Raw genomic sequence first — 20,804 nt, forward strand, 5'->3', positions numbered from 1 at the left:
ACTCGCGGGGAAATCGTTTACGGAGTCTTCATCCTGGCACTTTTTTATGCTGCTGACTACTCTTCGTCATCGCCATCGACATGCGCACGAATCAGCGCCATAAACGGTTTGCCAAAGCGTTCCAGCTTGCGCATCCCAACGCCGTTAACGCTGAGCATTTCGCTGGCGGTGATTGGCATCTGTTCCGCCATCTCAATCAAGGTCGCGTCGTTAAACACCACATACGGCGGGACATTACTTTCATCAGCAATGGATTTACGCAGTTTGCGTAATTTGGCGAACAGTTTGCGATCGTAATTGCCGCCGAACGATTTCTGCATCGCCTTCGGTTTAAGCGCCACAATACGCGGCACGGCAAGTTGTAAAGAGGATTCGCCGCGCAACACAGGCCGTGCGGCTTCTGTCAGTTGTAATGCCGAATGCTGGGCGATATTTTGCGTCACAAGGCCGAGATGAATCAGCTGGCGGATCACGCTGACCCAATGTTCATGGCTTTTATCACGGCCCATGCCATAGACTTTCAGTTTGTCATGACCATAGTCGCGGATTCGCTGGTTATTGGCGCCGCGAATCACTTCCACTACATAGCCCATACCAAAACGCTGATTCACACGACCAATGGTGGAAAGCGCAATCTGCGCATCGGTTGAACCGTCGTACTGTTTCGGCGGATCGAGACAGATATCGCAGTTCCCGCACGGCTCCTGCCGCCCTTCGCCAAAGTAGTTCAGCAGCACCAGACGACGACAGGTTTGCGCCTCAGCAAACGCGCCCATCGCATTGAGTTTATGGCGTTCGATATCCTGCAACTGCCCCTGCGGTTTCTCTTCCAGGCAACGGCGCAGCCACGCCATATCGGCCGGATCGTAAAACAGCATCGCTTCCGCGGGCAGGCCATCACGCCCGGCGCGACCGGTTTCCTGATAATAGGATTCGATATTGCGTGGAATATCAAAGTGAACCACGAAGCGGACGTTAGGCTTGTTGATGCCCATGCCGAACGCTACCGTCGCCACCACAATTTGCAGGTCATCACGCTGGAATTTTTCCTGCACGTCCGCACGGACATCGTTTTCAAGCCCGGCGTGATAAGCCGCTGCGCTGATACCCTTGCTTTGCAGACGCGCGGCGGTGTCTTCTACTTTCGCACGACTATTACAGTAAATAATCCCCGACTTACCGCGTTGTTCCTGCACGTAGCGCATCAACTGATCGAGAGGTTTGAACTTCTCCATCAGCATGTAGCGAATATTCGGACGGTCAAAACTGCTAATTTGAATCAGCGGATCGTTCAGCCCCAGCAGGCGCACGATATCCTGCCGCGTGGTGTCGTCGGCGGTGGCGGTTAGCGCCATAAACGGCAGAGTAGGAAAACGCTGACGCAGCTGACCGAGCGCGGCGTATTCCGGGCGGAAATCGTGCCCCCATTGGGAGATACAGTGCGCTTCATCAACAGCTAATAACACCGGATTCCAGTGCGCCAGATGCTCAAGAAAGTTATCCAGCATCAGGCGTTCCGGCGCGATATACAGCAGGCGGATTTGCCCGGTGCGGCAGCCTGTCATTACTTCAAGCTGCTGCTCGCGGGTTTGCGTCGAGTTAAGGCACGCCGCCGCCACGCCGTTGGCCTGTAGCTGATCCACCTGATCTTTCATCAACGAAATCAGTGGTGAAACAACCACGGTAAGACCGTTTAGCAGTAAGGCAGGAATTTGATAGCAAAGGGATTTTCCGCCACCAGTGGGCATGACGACCAGGCAATCGCGACCGGAAAGTACGGTGTCGATAATCTCTTCCTGGCCGGGGCGAAACTGTTGGTAGCCAAAGGTTTCTTGTAAAACCTGTTTAGCTCCGGACTCCAGATTCAACACTTCCGCCTGCGCCACATTAACCCCGATTGCCTGAAATAAAAACAGGCGCTATTTTCAGCGCCTGCGCGAGAAACTGCAATGCTTTTAGCGTCTGGCTGGATAATGTTGGATGTAAGATTCCAGTTTTGCCAGAATGTTGAAGAAATCATCCTCTGTCAGATCGAACCAGACACTCCATTCTTCACCATCCAGTTCTTCATCCAGCCACTCGTCGCGTCCTGCATCTCTTGCCCGGAGTAAAAATGGAGGGCGAAGTTCACAAGCAAGATTCACGGCAATTCTGACTCGCCCGTCCCAGTGCCCATAACATTCAAGTCCCAGACATGGTTCGGTGAACCACAACCGCACACTGGAGGGTAAACGGCGCTCAGACAATGCAGAGAACCATTCGTGGATCCTCTTAATATCAATGCACTCAAGTGCCGGATCGATTCTGTCGAAGCGTTTATCAGCCTGAGTCAGATTCACCTTCAATAAAAGCCAGTTATCGCTTGCCTCAGGAGACTCATATCCGACGACATCCAGTGTCAAAGTAACGGCCAGCTCACTATTGCTTAACGTAATCATAGCATTTGATTTTTAAACAAAAATTAGGTGCTGGCACTCTACCATGCATTAAAACAGGTCGTTCAGCATAACCCCCACACCCACACGGGTCTGGTTAAAGTTATAGTCGATGAGCGATTCGCCATAACCGCTGTAAACCTGGGTATAAAGGCGCACATGCCTGGTGATCGGGTAACTTAAGCCTAACTCCGCACCACCGTAACCGGTGTTCCAGTTGTACTGTCCTTTCGCACTCAACACCGCATCACCGAGGTGATAGCCGATTTTAAGCTGGTAATAACCCATATATTTGGTGATGTCCGGATTATCGTCCGTATTACCCACCACATACCACGGCTTCACTTCCACCAGCCAGTTGCCGTTTTCTGCCATCAGGCGGGTGTAGATACGGTTCCAGCTACGGGAAGTGGGATCAGAACGCCCGTTAGAGTCGTGGTTATACCCCATCTCCACATCGCGCAACGTCCAACCAGCAAAGCGGTAATCGGTGGCAAAACCGAGGAACAATTGCGGTTCGTAGTTGGTTTCACGAAACGGTGAAGACTCTTTACTGTTAGAAAGCTGCCACCACGATTTCTGCGTGTAAGACGCACCTAATACAGAGTTTGGCCCTAAAATTCCACGCCATAGAGGGAACGCCAGGCTCAACTGGAACTTAACTTCATCCTTACGCGCATTTTCCGACCAGTTATAACTGCTAATCGCTTCTTTATTCAGGTCGCTGGTATCGGTGTAGATGATGTAGTTAGTGTCATAAGGATAGAGCGTGAAAGGATTGTCATGCTCCTGCAACATATTGGCGATAACACTGCCTCGTACCGCTGGTGCATCATGCACTTCTTTCACTGTTGCCTCTTGCGCATTTGCCACCATCGGCAGCATACACACAGGCAACAAGCAGCCCAGTAGAGTCCGCATCGGTCGTGTTCTCCGTAACGAATGATTGAAGATATGAATATTTTATGCGGGCTATTCTACATACTTACCTTGAAGGACGTTAGTTATCCCGTCTTAAAGTAGAAAACCACAATTAAGAAGCATAAAATCAACATTTCATTAACCAATGAAGTGTAAGGATGATATGTCTGCCGTACTGACCGCTGAACAAGCCCTGAAATTAGTGGGTGAGATGTTTGTTTATCACATGCCATTTAACCGTGCGTTAGGGATGGAACTGGAGCGTTACGAAAAAGAGTTCGCACAGCTGGCCTTTAAAAATCAGCCAATGATGGTGGGTAACTGGGCGCAAAGCATTTTGCACGGCGGGGTTATTGCGTCGGCGCTGGATGTCGCCGCAGGTCTGGTGTGCGTGGGAAGTACCTTAACCCGCCACGAAACCATCAGTGAAGATGAACTACGCCAGCGGCTATCGCGGATGGGGACCATTGATCTTCGCGTCGATTATCTGCGCCCAGGCAGGGGCGAGCGTTTTACTGCTACCAGTAGTCTGTTGCGTGCAGGCAATAAAGTCGCCGTCGCCCGCGTTGAATTACACAATGAAGATCAGCTTTATATTGCCAGTGCCACCGCCACCTATATGGTAGGTTGATAACGTAAAAGCAGGTAAACTGCTTTTACCAATAAAAAATGAGCTTTTCCAATGGATATCAAACAAACGCGGCAGGGCGTATTACTCGCTCTTGCCGCTTATTTTATTTGGGGTATTGCACCCGCGTACTTCAAGCTGATTTATTACGTACCCGCTGATGAGATCCTGACACATCGCGTGATCTGGTCGTTTTTCTTTATGGTGGTGCTGATGAGCATTTGCCGCCAGTGGTCCTATTTAAAAACGCTGATTCAGACACCAAAGAAAATCTTCATGCTGGCAGTCTCTGCCGTGCTGATTGGTGGCAACTGGCTACTGTTTATCTGGGCGGTGAACAATCACCATATGCTGGAAGCGAGCCTTGGTTACTTTATTAACCCACTGGTGAACATTGTGCTGGGGATGATTTTCCTCGGCGAGCGATTCCGCCGGATGCAATGGCTGGCTGTGATTCTGGCGATATGTGGTGTATTGGTCCAGCTCTGGACTTTTGGTTCGCTGCCAATCATCGCGCTGGGGCTGGCGTTTAGTTTTGCCTTCTACGGCCTGGTACGCAAGAAAATTGCCGTTGAAGCGCAAACCGGCATGTTAATCGAAACCATGTGGCTGCTGCCCGTGGCGGCGATTTATCTGTTTGCTATTGCCGACAGCTCAACCAGCCATATGGGGCAAAACCCGATGTCGCTGAATTTGCTGCTGATCGCCGCCGGTATTGTCACCACCGTACCGCTGTTGTGTTTTACCGCAGCTGCTACACGCTTACGACTCTCAACATTAGGCTTTTTCCAGTACATTGGGCCGACGCTAATGTTCCTGTTGGCAGTGACGTTTTATGGTGAAAAACCGGGAGCCGATAAGATGGTGACTTTCGCCTTTATTTGGGTAGCGCTGGCAATTTTTGTGATGGATGCGATTTATACGCAGCGTAGAACGTCCAAATAAAAAAATAAATATATTCTGAAAAAATATGCCTGCTCTTGCATGAGAGTGGGCATATTGTCATGCTGACAGGAGACTCACACAAGGATGTAAAATTTATGTTGCGTATGTTTATCCCAACATCTAGCGGTAAGATTTCCAGACGCCGTTATATATTTTCATTTATTTTAACAAATTTCATTTTTGCCTTTCTTATTATCTTTTTTAACGATGGTGAAGCAGACTTTCTTGTTATAGTCTCTACTATCGTACTCCATTATCTCGTCATCAACATGAATTGCCAACGACTCCGTGATAGTGGTTTCATATATATAAAAACTTATGTTTTTGGTACATTAGCAGTATATATCATCTCTATCATCACAATGATAGCCGAACATTTTGATTGTTCAGGCAATGGTTCGATGATTTTTTTGATTTGTTATTTTTCTACTTTCAGTATGCTAATGCTTGCACCTACTGATTCATCAAAACAATAGTTATGGAGTATTTATGAGTAAGGAATATATGAACGATGGTTCATTAAGTGAAAAATGGAAATATCGCTTTAGTTTTTATGATCAACATGGCTTTCCTGGATTCTGGGGGGCAACACCAGAATATAAAGCAGCATTTAAAGCATTAAAAGTAAGACAACGATTAACTATTCAAATTAATTTCATTGCTTTCTTCTGTTCCTGGATCTATCTATTTGTTCTGGGTTTATGGAAAAAAGCAATTATAGTTCTATTACTTGGCATTCTATCTCTATTTGTTGGTGCACTAATTGGCGTTAACATTTTGGGAATTGCCGTAGCAGCCTATGTTGCTGTTAACACGAACAAATGGTTTTATGAGAAAGAGGTAAAAGGGTTAAATACCTGGAGCCTTTGAATAACTGGTGGCTTAGCCGGGCTAAACCACCACTCTCGTTTTTTACAACCAGTTCTTCCGTTTAAAGTACAGATACGGTGCCAGGCCTGCGAGGATCATAAAGATAATCGCTGCCGGGTAGCCGAAACTCCACTTCAACTCTGGCATAAACTCAAAGTTCATGCCATAGCTGGAAGCAACCAGCGTCGGCGGCAGGAACACGACGGATACCACCGAGAAGATTTTGATGATGCGGTTCTGCTCGATGTTGATAAAGCCCATAGCCGCCTGCATCAGGAAGTTCACCTTCTGGAACAGGGATTCGTTATGCGGCAGCAGGGATTCGATATCTCGCAGGATTTCACGCGCCTGCTCCAGTTGCCCACCCGGTAAGCGTGCTTTACGCACCAGGAAGTTGAGTGCACGCTGGGTATCCATCAGACACAGGCGAACTTTCCAGCCGATATCTTCCAGCTCCGCCAGTGTGGAGAGCGCCTCGTCGTACTCATCGCCCTGATGCCCTTCCATAATTACCCGGCTCAACTGCTCCAGGTCGCTATAGATATTTTCAATTTCATCTGCCAGCTGTTCGATTTTGGTTTCGAACAGATCCAACAGCAGCTCGTAGGCGTTACCGTCCACCATTGACTGGCTACGGGCGCGCATACGATACAGACGGAATGCAGGCAGTTCACGCTCACGCAGAGTAAACAGACGACCATCACGGATGGTAAATGCCACAGTGGAGTTACCGGCGTGATCTTCCGCATCTTCAAAGAAGAAGAAGGAGTGAATATGCAGGCCGTCATCGTCTTCAAAGAAACGTGCCGATGCTTCGATATCTTCCAGTTCCGGGCGGGTTGCCAGGCTCTGGCCAAGTTCAGATTGTACGCGCAGTCGCTCGTCGTCATCCGGTTCGACAAGATCAATCCATACTGCATTTACAAGGGGTTGTGACTCTTCGACTTCCAGCCGGGTCAGTCGGTTATTTTCCAGTTGAAATGCGCTCAGCATGACCGGGACTCCCAATGCTTAAAATATCGGACAGTTCGGTGGGCACACAGAAACAAATTGGGTTTCAGACCATTAAACAGCCTGACTCAGCGCGACGGGAAAAATTGAGGTCGCTGACAACCGCTAAGGCTATCAGCAAAAAGGGATAGCCTTAGGAGTTGATCCTGGATGACAGGATAGTGAGCCAGTATCTACTGGGTGTGTCCAAGGCGAATGTCCTCTTAGAGTGATCGTGCGCGCATGTTACGCCAGCAAAATTTTGCCGTCAACACGCAACAGAACACCACAGAACAATAGTTGAACTTCGCGCTTTTTGGTACTCGTCAAGGTCGCTAACAGGATAAAAAAATCCCACATCCAGGACCTATAATGGCGCATCGGCTACTCATTGGTAAAGGAATGATCACCTTGAATCTAAAACGGATTTTTCTCGCCCTCACCTTACTTCCCTTGTTTGCTGTTGCCGCTGATGATTGCGCACTCTCAGATCCGGCGCTGACCGTACAGGCGTATACCGTTAATCCTCAAACAGAGCGGGTGAAAATGTACTGGCAAAAAGCCAATGGCGAAGCGTGGGGAACGTTACATGCGCTGCTGGCGGATATTAATAGTCAGAGTCAGGTGCAGATGGCGATGAACGGCGGCATCTATGATGAAAGCTATGCGCCGCTCGGTTTGTACATCGAAAACGGTCAGCAGAAGGTGGCGTTAAATCTCGCTTCAGGTGAAGGGAATTTCTTTATCCGTCCTGGCGGTGTGTTTTATGTCGCGGGAGATAAAGTCGGCATCGTTCGTCTGGATGCCTTTAAAACCAGTAAAGAGATTCAGTTCGCGGTGCAGTCAGGGCCAATGTTGATGGAAAACGGCGTCATTAATCCGCGTATTCATCCCAACGTCGCCTCACGCAAAATTCGTAACGGTGTTGGGATTAATAAACAAGGGAACGCCGTGTTTTTGTTGAGCCAGCAGGCGACAAATTTTTATGATTTTACCTGTTATGCCAAAGCGAAACTGAACGTTGAGCAGTTGCTTTATCTTGATGGCACAATTTCACATATGTATATGAAAGGCGGGGCAATCCCGTGGCAACGCTATCCTTTTGTCACCATGATTTCCGTCGAGCGGAAAGGTTAAGTATTGTACACTCGAGGAGGCCAGACAAACTGGGACTGGCTACACAGCTGGAAAATCATCAGATAAATGAAGGGAAACAAAAATGAAAAAAACGCTCGCAACGTTATTTTTATTAACGTGTCTGGGATCATCATCCGCCTATGCGGATAACGCTTTGATTTTACAAACTGATTTTAGCCTGAAAGATGGTGCCGTCTCGGCGATGAAAGGGGTCGCATTCGGCGTTGACCATGATCTTAAAATCTTTGATTTAACACACGAAATTCCACCGTATAACATCTGGGAAGGCGCTTATCGCCTGTATCAGACTGCCAGTTACTGGCCGCAAGGTTCGGTGTTTGTTAGCGTGGTCGATCCGGGCGTAGGCACTGACCGTAAATCGGTGGTGCTAAAAACCAAAAACGGTCAGTACTTCGTTTCACCCGATAACGGTACGCTCACTTTGGTGGCACAAACTCTGGGTATTGATAGCGTCCGGGAAATCGATGAAAAAGCTAACCGCCTGAAAGGTTCTGAAAAGTCATATACCTTCCACGGTCGTGACGTGTATGCCTACACCGGTGCACGCCTGGCTTCCGGGGCGATCACGTTCGAACAGGTGGGGCCAGAGCTTCCTGCAAAAGTTGTCGAACTTTCTTATCAGAAAGCAAAAGCAACAAAAGGTGAAGTGAAGGGCAATATCCCGATTCTCGATATTCAGTATGGCAACGTCTGGAGCAATATCAGCGACGAGTTGCTGAATCAGGCGGGGATCAAACTCAACGATACGTTGTGTGTGACCATTTCCGAAGGTTCCCAGAAAAAATACGAAGGGAAAATGCCGTATGTCGCAAGCTTCGGCGATGTGCCGGAAGGCCAGCCGATGGTGTATCTGAACAGCTTGTTGAATGTTTCCGTGGCGCTGAATATGGATAATTTTGCGCAGAAACATCAGGTTGCGTCTGGTGCTGACTGGAATATTGATGTGAAGAAGTGCGCTAAGTAAGGTGCTGATGCGGGATGCGGTGTGGCGCACCGTATCCCACAACGGAATCGTAAATTACACCGTCTCCAGCCGGGCGTAAGCCGCCACCAGCCATTTAATACCCTGGCCCTGAAATGCCACCTGCAAACGACTATGTTCGCCGCTGCCTTCCATATTGACGATAGTCCCTTCACCAAACTTGGCGTGTCGTACGCGCTGGCCGAGTTTGTAACCGCTGTCGTTCTCAACCATCGGCGTACCCATACGCTGATGGCTGACCGGGCGGCTTACCGTAGCGCGTAAACGCACCTCTTCCACACACTCTTCCGGCAACTCGCCAATAAAACGCGACGGGCGATGGTAAACCTCTTTGCCATACAGACGCCGGGTTTCCGCGTAGGTCAGCGTCAGTTTCTGCATCGCGCGGGTTACGCCAACGTAGGCCAGACGGCGTTCTTCTTCCAGACGCCCGCCTTCATCCAGCGACATCTGGCTTGGGAACATGCCCTCTTCCATACCGACAATAAACACCTGCGGGAATTCCAGACCTTTCGCCGAGTGTAGCGTCATCAACTGTACCGCATCCTGCCAGGTATCCGCCTGCCCTTCACCCGCTTCCAGTGCCGCATGGGAGAGAAACGCCTGCAAAGGCATTAAGTCTTCGTCTTCTTCGTTGTAGCTGAACTGGCGCGTTGCCGTCACCAGTTCCTCTAAGTTTTCGATACGTGTCTGGCCTTTTTCCCCCTTCTCCTGCTCGTACATGGTGCGCAGGCCGGAGTCTTTAATTACCCGGTCAGTCTGTACATGCAGCGGCATATCGGCAGTTTCTTGCGCTAAGGCGTCGATCAGTTCCATAAACCGTTGCAAAGCGCTGGCAGCACGTCCGGCGAGGGCTTTTTCCTGCAACAGTTCACGACATGCCTGCCAGAGTGTTAACTGGCGATCGCGCGATGTCTGACGTACCACGTCCAGCGTCCGGTCACCAATACCCCGCGTTGGCGTATTGACCACGCGCTCAAAGGCCGCGTCGTCGTTGCGGTTGGCAATCAGGCGCAGATACGAGAGCGCATCTTTGATTTCCTGGCGTTCGAAGAAGCGCATCCCGCCGTAAATACGGTACGGCATACTCGCCTGCAATAACGCCTCTTCCAGCACACGCGACTGGGCGTTGCTGCGGTAGAGAATGGCGCACTCGGCAAGCGCCCCGCCGTTGTCCTGCCAGGTTTTGATGCGGTTAACCACAAAACGCGCTTCGTCGAGTTCGTTAAAAGCGCAATAGAGGGAAATAGGCTCACCGTCCGCGCCATCGGTCCACAGTTTTTTACCCAGACGCCCGTTATTGTTTTCAATCAGGGCGTTAGCGGCGCTCAGAATATTGCTGGTAGAGCGGTAGTTCTGCTCCAGACGGATAGTTTCAGCACCGGGGAAATCATTGAGGAAACGCTGAATATTCTCGACCTGCGCCCCGCGCCAGCCGTAGATTGACTGGTCGTCATCACCGACTATCATCACTTTGCCGGTGTCACCCGCCAGCAGGCGGATCCACGCGTACTGAATGTTGTTGGTATCCTGGAATTCGTCCACCAGGATATTGGTAAAACGTTCGCGGTAGTGTTGCAGGATATGCGGCTTGTTAAGCCACAGTTCGTGGGCGCGTAGCAGGAGTTCAGCGAAGTCTACCAGGCCCGCGCGGTCGCACGCTTCCTGATACGCCTGATACACCTTCTGCCAGGTCTGCTCCACCGGATTACCGTAGCTTTGAATATGATGCGGACGAAGGCCTTCATCTTTCTGGCTGTTGATGTACCACATTGCCTGGCGCGGCGGCCACTGCTTCTCGTCGAGGTTCATGGCTTTGATCAGACGCTTAAGCAGGCGCAGCTGGTCTTCGCTGTCGAGGATCTGGAAATCCTGCGGCAGGTTGGCGTCCATATGGTGCGCACGCAGCAGACGGTGTGCCAGCCCGTGGAAAGTGCCGACCCACATACCGCCCTGGCTGGTACCCATCAGTTGCCCGATACGATGGCGCATTTCCGCCGCCGCTTTGTTGGTAAATGTCACCGCCATAATCGAGTACGGCGAGCAGTTTTCCACGCTCATCAGCCAGGCGATACGATGCACCAGTACGCGCGTCTTACCACTGCCCGCGCCCGCCAGCACCAGAAGGTTGCTGCGTGGCGCGGCCACCGCTTCGCGCTGTTTGTCATTAAGGCTGTCGAGCAGGTAAGAAACGTCCATTGGCACCGCCGCGTAAAAATAGGTTGGGCGGAAAAGCGCGACGCCCTCCGCCAAAAAGCTGGGTATATATACAGATTTGCTGATTATATCAGCGAGGTCAGAGATGCCAACCGGGAAATTTCCAGATGCGGCAGTAAACGGCTGTCCCAGGTTTGCATCAGATCGCCATTTTCCGGTCTGATCCAACAGGCCTGCATTCCGCTGCGAATTGCCCCACCCACGTCAGTGGTGAGATCGTCCCCGACATGTAAGATCTCGCCGATCGGCACGTTGAGTTTTTCCGCCGCCAGAAAGTACATATCGCTGAACGGTTTCGAGCGCCCGTGCGGACCAGCGCGCAGCACAAACTCAAAATAATCCCCCAAACCAAACAGTTCCGGCTGGGCGTTGCCGTTGGTGATCGCCACCAGCGGCCATTTCTTCGCCAGCTGTTTTAAGGTGTCGTGCGTTTGCTGCGGAACGTCGATCCGGCTACGCCATTTGGCAAAGTTGATCATTGCCGCGTGTGCGCCTGCACTGGCTTCTTCTGCGCTCAGCCCGGCGTCGAGCATCGCTTGTTCTATTGAGCGAAAACGCCAACGCGTCACATCATGATAAATCTCGGGTTCCGCTTCCCGTACCGCCTGACGCAGACGTTGCAGATCTTCATTCTGGAAGCTGCGCAGCGCCGGATGGTAATTTTGCACAAAGATAAGCGCCTCCTGCTCAGTGCGCAAAATCACCGGACGGTTATCGTAAAGGGTATCATCCAGGTCAAAGGTGAGCGCCGAGATGCGCCCCAAAGGCCGGTAAAAACGCATTATTTCCCCCGTTTGGCGCGTGGATGCGCCGCATCGTACACCGAGGCAAGGTGTTGAAAATCAAGATGAGTATAGATTTGCGTGGTGGAGAGGTTGGCATGACCCAGCAGCTCCTGCACACCACGAAGATCGCCGCTCGACTCCAGCATATGGGTAGCGAACGAGTGACGTAATTTATGCGGGTGAACGTGATTATTCAGCCCTTGTTTTATGCCCCATTCGGCAAAGCGTTTCTGCACATTACGCGCGGAGATGCGTTTGCCCAGTTTCGACAGAAAAAGCGCGTCGTCTTCACTACCAAACAGGTCGCGCAAATCAAGCCAGTGCTCAATCCACGCCACGGCGTTGCGACCAATCGGCAGGCGGCGCTCTTTGCTGCCTTTCCCCATCACCCACACTTCGCCGGACTCCAGGTCGAGGTGTTTGATATCGAGCCCCACCAGCTCGGAAAGACGCAGACCCGCGCCGTACATCACTTCCAGCATTGCCCGATCGCGCACGGCGAGAGGATCGTTGATATCAATATCCAGCAGCCGATTCATATCATCGACGTCGATGTTTTTCGGCAGATGACGCGGCGCTTTCGGTGCCGAAACACCTTTCGCCGGGTTAGCTTTGAGTTCGTTCTGGCTGACCAGCCAGTCAAAAAAGCTACGTAGCGCAGAGAGGCGTAATGCGAGGCTTGCCGCACCCAGCCCTTTACGGCGACTGCGTACAGCAAAATTACGCACCATCGTCACATCACATTGCTGCCAGCTTTGCAGGCCGTTTTCGCTGGCAAAATTGATGATCGCCTCAAGCTGACGCTGGTAGTTAAGCAGGGTTATCGGGCTAAGCTGACGCTCCACGCTCAGATAACGTAGGTAGCGTTCTACATCGGTGTGTAAATCGGTCATACGCGTTCAATCCAACGCTCCAGAAGCTCCGGCAACATCAGCGCAATTTCATGCAGTAACTGCGTTCCCTGCCCTTGTTGATAGTGACTGGCATCACGGCTGGTGAACAGCACCACGCCTAAATCAGCATCGCTTCCCAGCATCGACATCGCCACCGATCCCACCGCTTTCGCTTCCGGTAGCACCACCAGCAACTCCGGTCCGTTAAGCGGCCCCAGATAGTGCTGTTCCTGCCCCAGACGCTGAATACGCAGCGGTTCGAAAGACTGACGGCTTAATGCGAGATGAGTGTAGTTCGACGGCGCACCTAAGCGCCAGCGATCCGGAAACAGACGCAGACTCGCACCTGCCAGGCCGAGATCGCGTGCCCAGCGGTGAAAACGCATCAGCATATCGTCGAGACTGCTGGCGGCGGTGAGACTACGCTGCAGGTAAAGTAAGCGATAGAACAAGCCTTCGTTGGCGATAGCCTGTTCCATCAACAGCGCCATGTTCTCTTCCAGAACATGAATATGATTACGTGCGCGGGCCATGTGCCACTCGACCAACGAAACGGTGCCGCGTACCGGATGCGGCACACGTATCGCTTCTACTGCGCGCGCATTGCGGATAAAAAACTCAGGATTTTTAATCAGATAATCGACAACCGCCCGGTCATCTAGCTCCGTGAGTGTTTCCTGCAGTTCTTCCCCTGGTTGCTTCATAGATGAATAAATCCGTCGTAGACATGTACCGCCGGCCCCGTCATATATAACGGGTGACCCGGACCTTTCCAGGCGATATCAAGACGACCGCCGGGGAGTTCCACGCGTACTTCTTCGGCCAGCAAACCTTGCTGAATCCCTACCGCCACCGCCGCACACGCGCCGCTGCCGCAGGCCTGGGTTTCTCCTGCCCCACGCTCATAAACGCGTAAACGAATATGCTCGCGTTTAACCACTTGCATAAAACCGATATTGGCGCGCTCCGGAAAACGTTCGTGGCTTTCCAGAACAGGACCAAGCGTTTCTACCGCTGCAGTATCGACATCATCAACCTGAATCACGCAATGCGGATTTCCCATCGACACCACGCCGCATAAGATTGTCTGCTCGGCGGCGCGCATAATATAGGTCTTTTCCGCTTTGTTAGCGCGAAACGGCACGGCGGAAGGTTCGAAGTTGGGTTCGCCCATATTTACGCGGACCAGATCATCATCGGTGACGGTCAGAACCATCCGCCCGTTGGCGGTGCTGACGCGGATATCGCGCTTATTGGTCAGCCCTTTCAGGCGCACAAAACGGGCAAAGCAGCGCGCACCGTTGCCGCACTGCGCCACTTCACTGCCATCAGCATTGAAAATGCGATAGTGGAAGTCCAGTTCGGGATCGTAAGGTGGCTCTACCACCAGCAGTTGGTCAAACCCTACCCCCAGGTGCCGATCCGCCAGGCGACGAATCAGTTCCGGTGAAAAAAAGACATTCTGCGTTACCGCGTCGACGACCATAAAATCGTTGCCAAGGCCATGCATTTTCGAGAACTGCATCATTTACTCCAATCACGCGGGTACAGAAACTGACTTTTAGTAATTCACCTGGGATGGACCATCGCCAGTGGCGCGGTCGTTTTTATCCGGCACCGTGGATTGCGTTTGCGTCTCTACCGGTTTGGTCGGCGGCGGTGCGTTTTTATCTGCAGGCGGGAAATAGAGCGGACCTTTCAGACCGCAGCCCGTCAGGCTGAAGAGAGTAAGTAATACAGTGAGTGCCTTAAACACGTTTTTCATTATGGATTGCCTGTAAAGTTCATCGCTTTCTGCTTTCTATCATCGCAGGAGAAGACGTAAAAGCAAGCGTTTAGCGACTCTTTATGAAGTCTGAAAAGTGAGTAAATGCTGCGAGTATAACGCTTACACGTGGGGATTTATGTTTTGCTGGTAGTTTCGTGATCGGCACCTCGCGCCAGGATGGCTTTATGCACTATCGCAACGTGGTTTGTTTGTTGTCTTGTTCGTTATTCTTATCCCCGGCATGGGGATGTCGGCTTTCCGCGCCTGAACATAATATTTACCAGAAACAGGGAAAAGGCGTGGTGTACCTGCGCCCTTATAAAGAAACAAATCTTTCTCTACCTGACGTGAATTACAAGAGTTTGCGTCGTTTACCTAATTTATTAATAGACGCAACAACACAAGATGAATGGAATAAAGAACCACCTCTGACTGATCTAACAACTGACAACCTCTATGAGGGCGCACAAGCCTGGTATCCCCATTACTCCTGGCATAGCGATGGTCGCTATATCCTCTACGCGGGTGAAGTAGTGCAAAATCCTCACGACGCACCACCCGTCGATATCGCCTCATTCAAGGCATGGGGAGATTTTGCCGCGGATAAACACAGTCTCTATTTTGAAGGCAAGCGCACCGATAACAATGGCGGGGGAAATCGCTTAGATATCAAAACACTGCATCAGGTGGAATTCCGGCCTCCCTGGGATCCTGACTTACTGGGGCTGATATTACGTGACGCTAATTTCTTGTATATCAATGGGCATCGCCTCGCAGATCCCGATAGTTTCCGTGTGCTGGCACAAAAGTCATGGGATCAGCGAGGAAAGTTTTCTACCGCGTTTAATCCCTGTGTGGCTATGCCATTTGGCCCCTGGGATACCCTGGCTCGTACACGGACCAAAATCCTGATCAACGGCGAACAGCTTGATGCCGACCCGGACACCTTTTCCGTCGTGCGCTGGATGCCCGGCTCACTCTTGACCTGGCGTGATAAAAACGGGCTACAGCGTAAAGTCCTCGACAAGGAAAATCTGGCGTGGGATGAAGATTTAACAAAGCACTGTCTGGATTTTTCTCTGCTGGAAAAGAAAGTGTTCTGGCGTAAAGGGCCTGCTTGTAAACAGGAAGAATTACCGGGGCTCGATCCTGAACAGTTCCACCCCATCAGTGATGCTGTCGCCCAGTATCAGGATTCGCTTTATACCATCATCGAAACAGAGTCTGGTGACCGCAAGCTGGAGATCGTGAAACTTGATGATCCCAATCTTATTATCAACAAACGTTTCAACGCCGGGAAACGCCACGGCTATTTACTTACGCGTGCCGAAGGGTGGCCATACCATTCCGGTTTACACGTGTTTGAATCTGACGGACCGCTGATCTTACTGGATAACCGCTCTCCGGATGAACGCGAAGCCCATCTTAATGACCATCCCTTTTTGCGCAGATGGTATGCCCGCGATAACCGCTACGTTTACAGCTTTGATGGCGCGCAGCTCTGGCGATACCGCACTGCGGATCCGAAACAAGTTCGCTTAATCTGGAAGGAACAACATTCGGGATATGGCTACGGGGTAAATTACAAAACGGGATATCTGGACGGAAAAATTACCGATGACGGCGAATTTATTCCTGCCCCGCGCAATGAGGCGACAAAATGAATGGTCAAATAATCACAGTTGCACTCATCCTGTTGGGGCACATATTTCTGACGCCTGCTGTACAGGCCATAGGGTTCGACTATTACAATGATCACGGTGTTATGTCTTACGGTAAAGGTTATGGGGAGGATGAGAAAATCATTGCCCAATTTCCGAAGATGAACAGAGCCGATTTGCGCCTTGTGACAAATATATCCGGGGAGCGGGAGTTGGTGGAAGGCTATATACCCACCGATGAAATAAGCATAAAAAATGAGGAATACCACTGGGTGACAGACGGCCGCGTTATTCTCTGGCGTGGCAAAATCGTTAGCAATCCACCGGGAACACCCACTGTCGATATTGCCAGCTTTCAGGCTATGGGCCGCTTCGCGGTCGATAAATATAGCCTCTATTTTGACGGACAGCGCACCGAAAGTAATAGCGGCGCGTCACGTGTTGATCTGGCGACACTAAAAGCTATCGAAGGTAACTCTACCACGCTGGTGGATAGTAAAAATCTCTACTTGTCTGGTCGACGTCAGGGGAGCAGCAGTAATGTTACTGTATTAGAAAAAAGATGGTGGGGTATTAATCCACGTCTTATGAGTGTAAACAGAAATTCGTATGCCAATGATCTACTTATCCGCAGTGGGCAGAACATTTATTTAAATGGCGTTCGCCTTGCAGCGAATGCAGATTCATTTGAGATAATTCGCTGGATACCCCATTCACTGCTGGTTTTTCGCGACAACAAGGGTTTGCATCGTTATCCCTTTGGTCAATTATCAGGCAAGGCAATACCCGTAGATGATGACGTCTCTTTTGAAGTAGGGGAAAGTCGCGTTCGCTGGCGTAAACAGCTCACGCCCGACCGTCAGTGGAGCCAGTGGATAGACCTACCAGGTATTGAACCTGAACAATTTCATCTGATTACTGACAATATTGCGCAGTATAAAGATCGGCTGTATGTAACAAAATTATCGACTTTTGGTGAAGACCAGCTTGAAATAATCCCGCTGGATTCGCCAGACCTGGTCATTGATCACTCATTTAATCGCGGCAAACAGCATGCTTACTTTATCCACCTATTACGGTCACGCAAGAGCGTGCAAATTATTCCAGTTAACGGTCCGCTAACTAAAAACGATCGCTTCGCTTATGACGATCGCAATGTTTATACATGGACCGATACAGAGGTAAGGATTACACCCTCCCCCTGCCCAGCGAAAACATACGTCAGAGAAAAGAATGTCCGTGAAATTCATAACAGCGACATTATTATTCCGGTGACGGAGGAATCGTGCCGGAACGCAGCAGCAGACGGGTAAACTTTGAAGCCCTGACACCATGCCGCTATACTGCCGCCATCACCTAAAAACAGGAAACAACAATGAACGACAGTGAATTTCATCGCCTGGCCGATACCCTGTGGCTGACCATTGAAGAACGTCTGGACGACTGGGATGGCGACAGCGATATCGACTGCGAAATCAACGGCGGTGTGCTGACCATTACCTTTGAAAATGGCAGCAAAATCATTATCAACCGTCAGGAACCGCTGCACCAGGTGTGGCTGGCAACCAAACAGGGCGGCTACCATTTTGATCTGAAAGGCGATGAATGGATTTGCGACCGTAGCGGCGAAACCTTCTGGGATTTGCTGGAACAGGCGGCAACGCAGCAAGCGGGTGAAACAGTCAGTTTCCGCTAAGATTGCATGCCGGATAAGCCTCGCTTTCCGGCACGCTCATCACGAAAAATACTGCTGTAATAGCGGCGTGTCGTGATCCTGATTGGCAGGCGGCATGTTGCCGATAGATTTGGTGCGGAACGGAATCACCTGTTCACGACCATCAACCTTCACAATCTGATAGAACTGCGGCAGGTTGAAGTTGATGAAGCTTGAGCCGTAGGTGAAGCGGTCGTGCGATGACGAATAGAAGCGACTGACGTCACGCACCAGCTCCTCTTTGCTGCCTTCGCAGTGGTGATACACCTCAACCCGGTTGCTTTCGTCGAGAATGTAGATATTAAAGCCATTCTCGTCTTGCGTTTCTTCGAAGAAGAACTGGATGATCCCTTCGCTGGCAAAGCCGTCCACCACCGCCGGTAATTTGACGTGATTGGTTTCAACCTGCACTGACAGGCCGTGCAGTTTGTTATGCGAAATAGCGCCATAAAACTCGATGGCATTTTCCAGTTTCTGTACCGATACATTCAGGCGTTCGAAGAATAAGCCCCAGGTTTGACCAGAAACGCGCAGCGCCTTGAAGCGCCCGGTTTCCTGGCGGGTGCTGGAAAGACGCAGTTCAATGCACTCAGAAACCAGTTGCTGCACGCGAGTACGGATTAATCCGCGCAGATGCTGGCTGTAGCAGAAGACTTCCACGCTATCTGGCGGTGCGGCGTCCTGATGCATTTTGCCGAGAATAGTTTTCAGGGCTTCGATCATCGATTGCTCGCCGTTGAAGTGCAGCGTACGCACTTCGTTCCACGAGTTGCGGTACAGCAGGTCCACGCTACCTACCAGGCAATTTTGATTCTCGCCAAAGCTGAAGACATCCAGCTTACGGAAATCAAAATGCACCACCTGATTGCGGAACGCAGCTGTAGGGTCATATTCCAGGTTAACGATAATCGCCAGATGGCGAATCTCACATGGGCTGTAGAGCGCTTTTGGTGTCGGTGCAGGCAGGCGCAGCGGGAAATGGTGTGACACATCGGCGACCATCTCCTGCAACTTCGGCAAGTCAACAATGCCATTGCCCTTAATATACAAGCGAGTGCGCGAGGTCAGCAGGCCGTTAAACCAGGCCCATGCCACCAGTTTATTCAGGTAGCGGTTATATTCCAGCGGCTGATGGCTGATGATCGATTCAATCGTTGGCGCACGGTTGTACAGATACCAACCTGAACGGTTAGCACGACCCGGCGGCACATAAATAAAGGTCAGATTCGGTTCCGAGAGATCGGGTGAAATCTGCGGATTTACCAGCGTCACTTTACCTGGCAATGCTTCAAACGCGGCATACAGTTTACGCGTCAGCACGCCGATATCCTGCGGACTGGCAGAGACGCTAAGGTTATTGCGACGCGCAAAGCGGATCAGATTGCGGTAGCTCTGCATCATTGCATCGAGCAGTTCGTTGTGCGCCTCGCGCACCTGATCAATCTTCCAGTTAGCGCGGTTATCGAGCATTGCCAGACGAGCATCGTCCCATTCCCACTCTTTCACTAACTGGGTTAACACTTCACGACGCCAGCCTACGCAAGCGCGTTCGCGACTGAGTTTTTCGCACACTTTTAAATAGAAGCAGCGGCGTACTAAATCCAGACGGGTGAAATCTTCAATCGCCGTCAGGTACTCAGTAACACGCTCCAGCATCATGCAGTACGGATCGAGGCCAAACGACACAATCTCGCCGTCGTGCAAACGCTGTTTGATATCTTTCGCCAACAGGCGTGGATTTGGATATTCCCAGGAATAGGCTTCCAGCAGCAGTGTTTTCAGCACCGCTTTGTAGGGAGAATCGATACTCTTATAGAGCTGCCAAAGGCTGGCACCAAAATACTCTTCAGCAGAAAGCGAGCTTAAGCCACCGAGATCCAGCCATTCATTAGGAGTGAGCACACCCTGCGCATAGAGCGTCATCACGTAGTCATCGTAATGCTCTTCTTCGTCGCACGGCACCATATTCCACAGAATACGCTTACCGGCGAGACGCACGGCGGTACGATAAAATTCGTCAAGCAGCAGCATATGCTGGGTGGAGCCACAATCTTCGCCCCCCAGACTGCCACTTTCATTATGGCGGAAACGGTTTTCATCAATCAGGAAGAAGCTAACTTCCACGCCCAGCGAGGCGGCCCAGCTTTCCAGCAGGCTGCATTTACGTTGTAGTAACTGGCGCTCTTCACTATCAAGCCAGGATTGATGGCAGACCCAGATATCGAGATCAGAAGAACAGCTTTGCCCAACCGAAGAGGTACTACCCATGGAATAAACGCCAGTAATGGGAAGCTCACCTTTCGGCGGCTCCTGTGGCGACATTCCCCGGTAGAGTTCGAGTTCGTTCAGGTAGTGGCGTTGAGTTTCATCAGGCGTGTAGAGGCAGATGCCTCGTGGAACGTTACCTTCAAGGTAACCCGGCATCAGCGGATGGTGATAGTGCAGTAATGTCGGCAGCAGACTGTATACCTGCTGGAAAGCAGGTCCCATTGCAGCAAGCGCGCGATCCACGCGCAGTTGGTTAATGGCATCCAGTCGCTGTTTCAGAGTCTCAATATAGAGGTACAAGACATATCGCCTGATGTTGCTACCCGTCATGATGATGTTTCCGGCAATATCACTGGAAACACGTAGCATTCGGGATATTTTATATATAAAAAATAGCCATTCCCCATTTTCGATCAGATATTTTTACAGATATCCGCCGAAAAAATGGTCTAAAACGTGATCAATTTAACACCTTGCTGATTGACCGTAAAGAAAGATGCACTACATACCAGTGTAGCACTGATTGTCGCGTCGAATTTTCTTATCATTAAGTCACTCAGAGCTGGGTA

At 50.8% G+C, this 20,804-nt stretch carries 21 protein-coding genes; 9 read left to right on the top strand and 12 right to left on the bottom strand.

Going from position 1 to position 20,804, the window contains the following annotated elements; all coding sequences use genetic code 11:
- Nucleotides 1–56 precede the first annotated feature (56 nt).
- The 3 genes from recQ to pldA all read right to left on the bottom strand — a co-directional run bounded on the left by recQ (nucleotide 57) and on the right by pldA (nucleotide 3,356).
- Entirely contained in the window at nucleotides 57–1,886 is a 1,830-nt protein-coding gene (recQ, locus tag EFER_RS18410) for an ATP-dependent DNA helicase RecQ (protein ID WP_000035580.1), read from the bottom strand.
- A gap of 69 nt (nucleotides 1,887–1,955) precedes the next feature.
- Complete coding sequence (locus EFER_RS18415; RefSeq protein ID WP_000631826.1) at nucleotides 1,956–2,438, bottom strand: WapI family immunity protein; 483 nt, start codon at nucleotides 2,436–2,438, stop codon at nucleotides 1,956–1,958.
- Nucleotides 2,439–2,486: 48 nt separating this feature from the next.
- A complete protein-coding gene (gene pldA / locus EFER_RS18420; protein ID WP_001259599.1) occupies nucleotides 2,487–3,356 on the bottom strand; it encodes a phospholipase A in 870 nt (289 codons plus the stop codon).
- A gap of 163 nt (nucleotides 3,357–3,519) precedes the next feature.
- Here pldA and yigI point away from each other — a divergent pair, with 163 nt between their 5' ends.
- From yigI to EFER_RS18440, 4 genes are all read left to right on the top strand, one after another.
- The gene (gene yigI, locus EFER_RS18425) at nucleotides 3,520–3,987 is read left to right on the top strand and encodes an acyl-CoA thioesterase YigI (protein WP_001353700.1); all 468 of its coding nucleotides are present in this window, start codon (nucleotides 3,520–3,522) and stop codon (nucleotides 3,985–3,987) included.
- Nucleotides 3,988–4,038: 51 nt separating this feature from the next.
- Nucleotides 4,039–4,929 carry an EamA family transporter RarD gene (gene rarD, locus EFER_RS18430; protein ID WP_000351953.1) on the top strand — a complete coding sequence of 297 codons (891 nt, stop codon included), beginning with the start codon at nucleotides 4,039–4,041 and terminating at the stop codon, nucleotides 4,927–4,929.
- A 95-nt stretch (nucleotides 4,930–5,024) separates the two neighbouring features.
- Nucleotides 5,025–5,405, top strand: coding sequence for a protein YigG (gene yigG, locus EFER_RS18435; RefSeq protein ID WP_024256555.1), 381 nt, complete (start codon nucleotides 5,025–5,027; stop codon nucleotides 5,403–5,405).
- Between the two features lie 13 nt (nucleotides 5,406–5,418).
- Nucleotides 5,419–5,799, top strand: a complete 381-nt coding sequence (locus EFER_RS18440) for a DUF2628 domain-containing protein (protein ID WP_000032591.1) — start codon at nucleotides 5,419–5,421, stop codon at nucleotides 5,797–5,799.
- A gap of 42 nt (nucleotides 5,800–5,841) precedes the next feature.
- Here EFER_RS18440 and corA read toward each other — a convergent pair whose 3' ends face one another.
- A complete protein-coding gene (gene corA, locus EFER_RS18445) occupies nucleotides 5,842–6,792 on the bottom strand; it encodes a magnesium/cobalt transporter CorA (RefSeq protein ID WP_000947155.1) in 951 nt (316 codons plus the stop codon).
- Between the two features lie 151 nt (nucleotides 6,793–6,943).
- Nucleotides 6,944–7,000, bottom strand: a complete 57-nt coding sequence (gene ysgD / locus EFER_RS24665; protein WP_211180520.1) for a protein YsgD — start codon at nucleotides 6,998–7,000, stop codon at nucleotides 6,944–6,946.
- Between the two features lie 161 nt (nucleotides 7,001–7,161).
- On the opposite strand from ysgD, the gene EFER_RS18455 reads away from it, so the two are divergent.
- Both EFER_RS18455 and EFER_RS18460 read left to right on the top strand, forming a co-directional pair.
- Nucleotides 7,162–7,926 (top strand): phosphodiester glycosidase family protein, encoded by a 765-nt coding sequence (locus EFER_RS18455; RefSeq protein WP_000951153.1) that lies wholly within the window; start codon nucleotides 7,162–7,164, stop codon nucleotides 7,924–7,926.
- 82 nt (nucleotides 7,927–8,008) lie between these two features.
- Complete coding sequence (locus EFER_RS18460; protein ID WP_000751608.1) at nucleotides 8,009–8,911, top strand: SAM hydrolase/SAM-dependent halogenase family protein; 903 nt, start codon at nucleotides 8,009–8,011, stop codon at nucleotides 8,909–8,911.
- A gap of 54 nt (nucleotides 8,912–8,965) precedes the next feature.
- On the opposite strand, the gene uvrD is transcribed toward EFER_RS18460, so the two are convergent.
- The 6 genes from uvrD to lptM form a co-directional block, all read right to left on the bottom strand.
- The gene (gene uvrD / locus EFER_RS18465; RefSeq protein ID WP_000383407.1) at nucleotides 8,966–11,128 is read right to left on the bottom strand and encodes a DNA helicase II; all 2,163 of its coding nucleotides are present in this window, start codon (nucleotides 11,126–11,128) and stop codon (nucleotides 8,966–8,968) included.
- 83 nt (nucleotides 11,129–11,211) lie between these two features.
- Nucleotides 11,212–11,928 (bottom strand): 5-amino-6-(5-phospho-D-ribitylamino)uracil phosphatase YigB, encoded by a 717-nt coding sequence (gene yigB, locus EFER_RS18470; protein ID WP_001213565.1) that lies wholly within the window; start codon nucleotides 11,926–11,928, stop codon nucleotides 11,212–11,214.
- Nucleotides 11,928–12,824, bottom strand: a complete 897-nt coding sequence (xerC, locus tag EFER_RS18475) for a tyrosine recombinase XerC (protein ID WP_000130691.1) — start codon at nucleotides 12,822–12,824, stop codon at nucleotides 11,928–11,930. The genes yigB and xerC overlap by 1 nt, the downstream gene beginning before the upstream one ends.
- On the bottom strand, nucleotides 12,821–13,528 hold the full coding sequence (locus tag EFER_RS18480; RefSeq protein ID WP_000812803.1) for a DUF484 domain-containing protein: 708 nt from the start codon (nucleotides 13,526–13,528) through the stop codon (nucleotides 12,821–12,823). Before EFER_RS18480 ends, xerC begins: the two co-directional genes overlap by 4 nt.
- Complete coding sequence (gene dapF, locus EFER_RS18485) at nucleotides 13,525–14,349, bottom strand: diaminopimelate epimerase (protein ID WP_001160654.1); 825 nt, start codon at nucleotides 14,347–14,349, stop codon at nucleotides 13,525–13,527. The genes EFER_RS18480 and dapF overlap by 4 nt, the downstream gene beginning before the upstream one ends.
- A gap of 36 nt (nucleotides 14,350–14,385) precedes the next feature.
- Nucleotides 14,386–14,589 carry an LPS translocon maturation chaperone LptM gene (gene lptM / locus EFER_RS18490; protein WP_000799889.1) on the bottom strand — a complete coding sequence of 68 codons (204 nt, stop codon included), beginning with the start codon at nucleotides 14,587–14,589 and terminating at the stop codon, nucleotides 14,386–14,388.
- A gap of 188 nt (nucleotides 14,590–14,777) precedes the next feature.
- Between lptM and EFER_RS18495 the strand changes: the two genes are divergently transcribed.
- The 3 genes from EFER_RS18495 (at nucleotide 14,778) to cyaY (ending at nucleotide 17,949) form a co-directional block, all read left to right on the top strand.
- Complete coding sequence (locus EFER_RS18495) at nucleotides 14,778–16,256, top strand: hypothetical protein (RefSeq protein WP_024256556.1); 1,479 nt, start codon at nucleotides 14,778–14,780, stop codon at nucleotides 16,254–16,256.
- Complete coding sequence (locus EFER_RS18500; RefSeq protein WP_001014273.1) at nucleotides 16,253–17,566, top strand: hypothetical protein; 1,314 nt, start codon at nucleotides 16,253–16,255, stop codon at nucleotides 17,564–17,566. Before EFER_RS18495 ends, EFER_RS18500 begins: the two co-directional genes overlap by 4 nt.
- A 62-nt stretch (nucleotides 17,567–17,628) precedes the next feature.
- On the top strand, nucleotides 17,629–17,949 hold the full coding sequence (cyaY, locus tag EFER_RS18505) for an iron donor protein CyaY (RefSeq protein ID WP_000999963.1): 321 nt from the start codon (nucleotides 17,629–17,631) through the stop codon (nucleotides 17,947–17,949).
- A 39-nt stretch (nucleotides 17,950–17,988) separates the two neighbouring features.
- On the opposite strand, the gene cyaA is transcribed toward cyaY, so the two are convergent.
- Nucleotides 17,989–20,535: a class I adenylate cyclase gene (cyaA, locus tag EFER_RS18510; protein ID WP_000281725.1), complete on the bottom strand. Its 2,547-nt coding sequence runs from the start codon at nucleotides 20,533–20,535 to the stop codon at nucleotides 17,989–17,991.
- Nucleotides 20,536–20,804: the final 269 nt, after the last annotated feature.

Source organism: Escherichia fergusonii ATCC 35469, from assembly GCF_000026225.1.
GTDB lineage: Bacteria > Pseudomonadota > Gammaproteobacteria > Enterobacterales > Enterobacteriaceae > Escherichia > Escherichia fergusonii.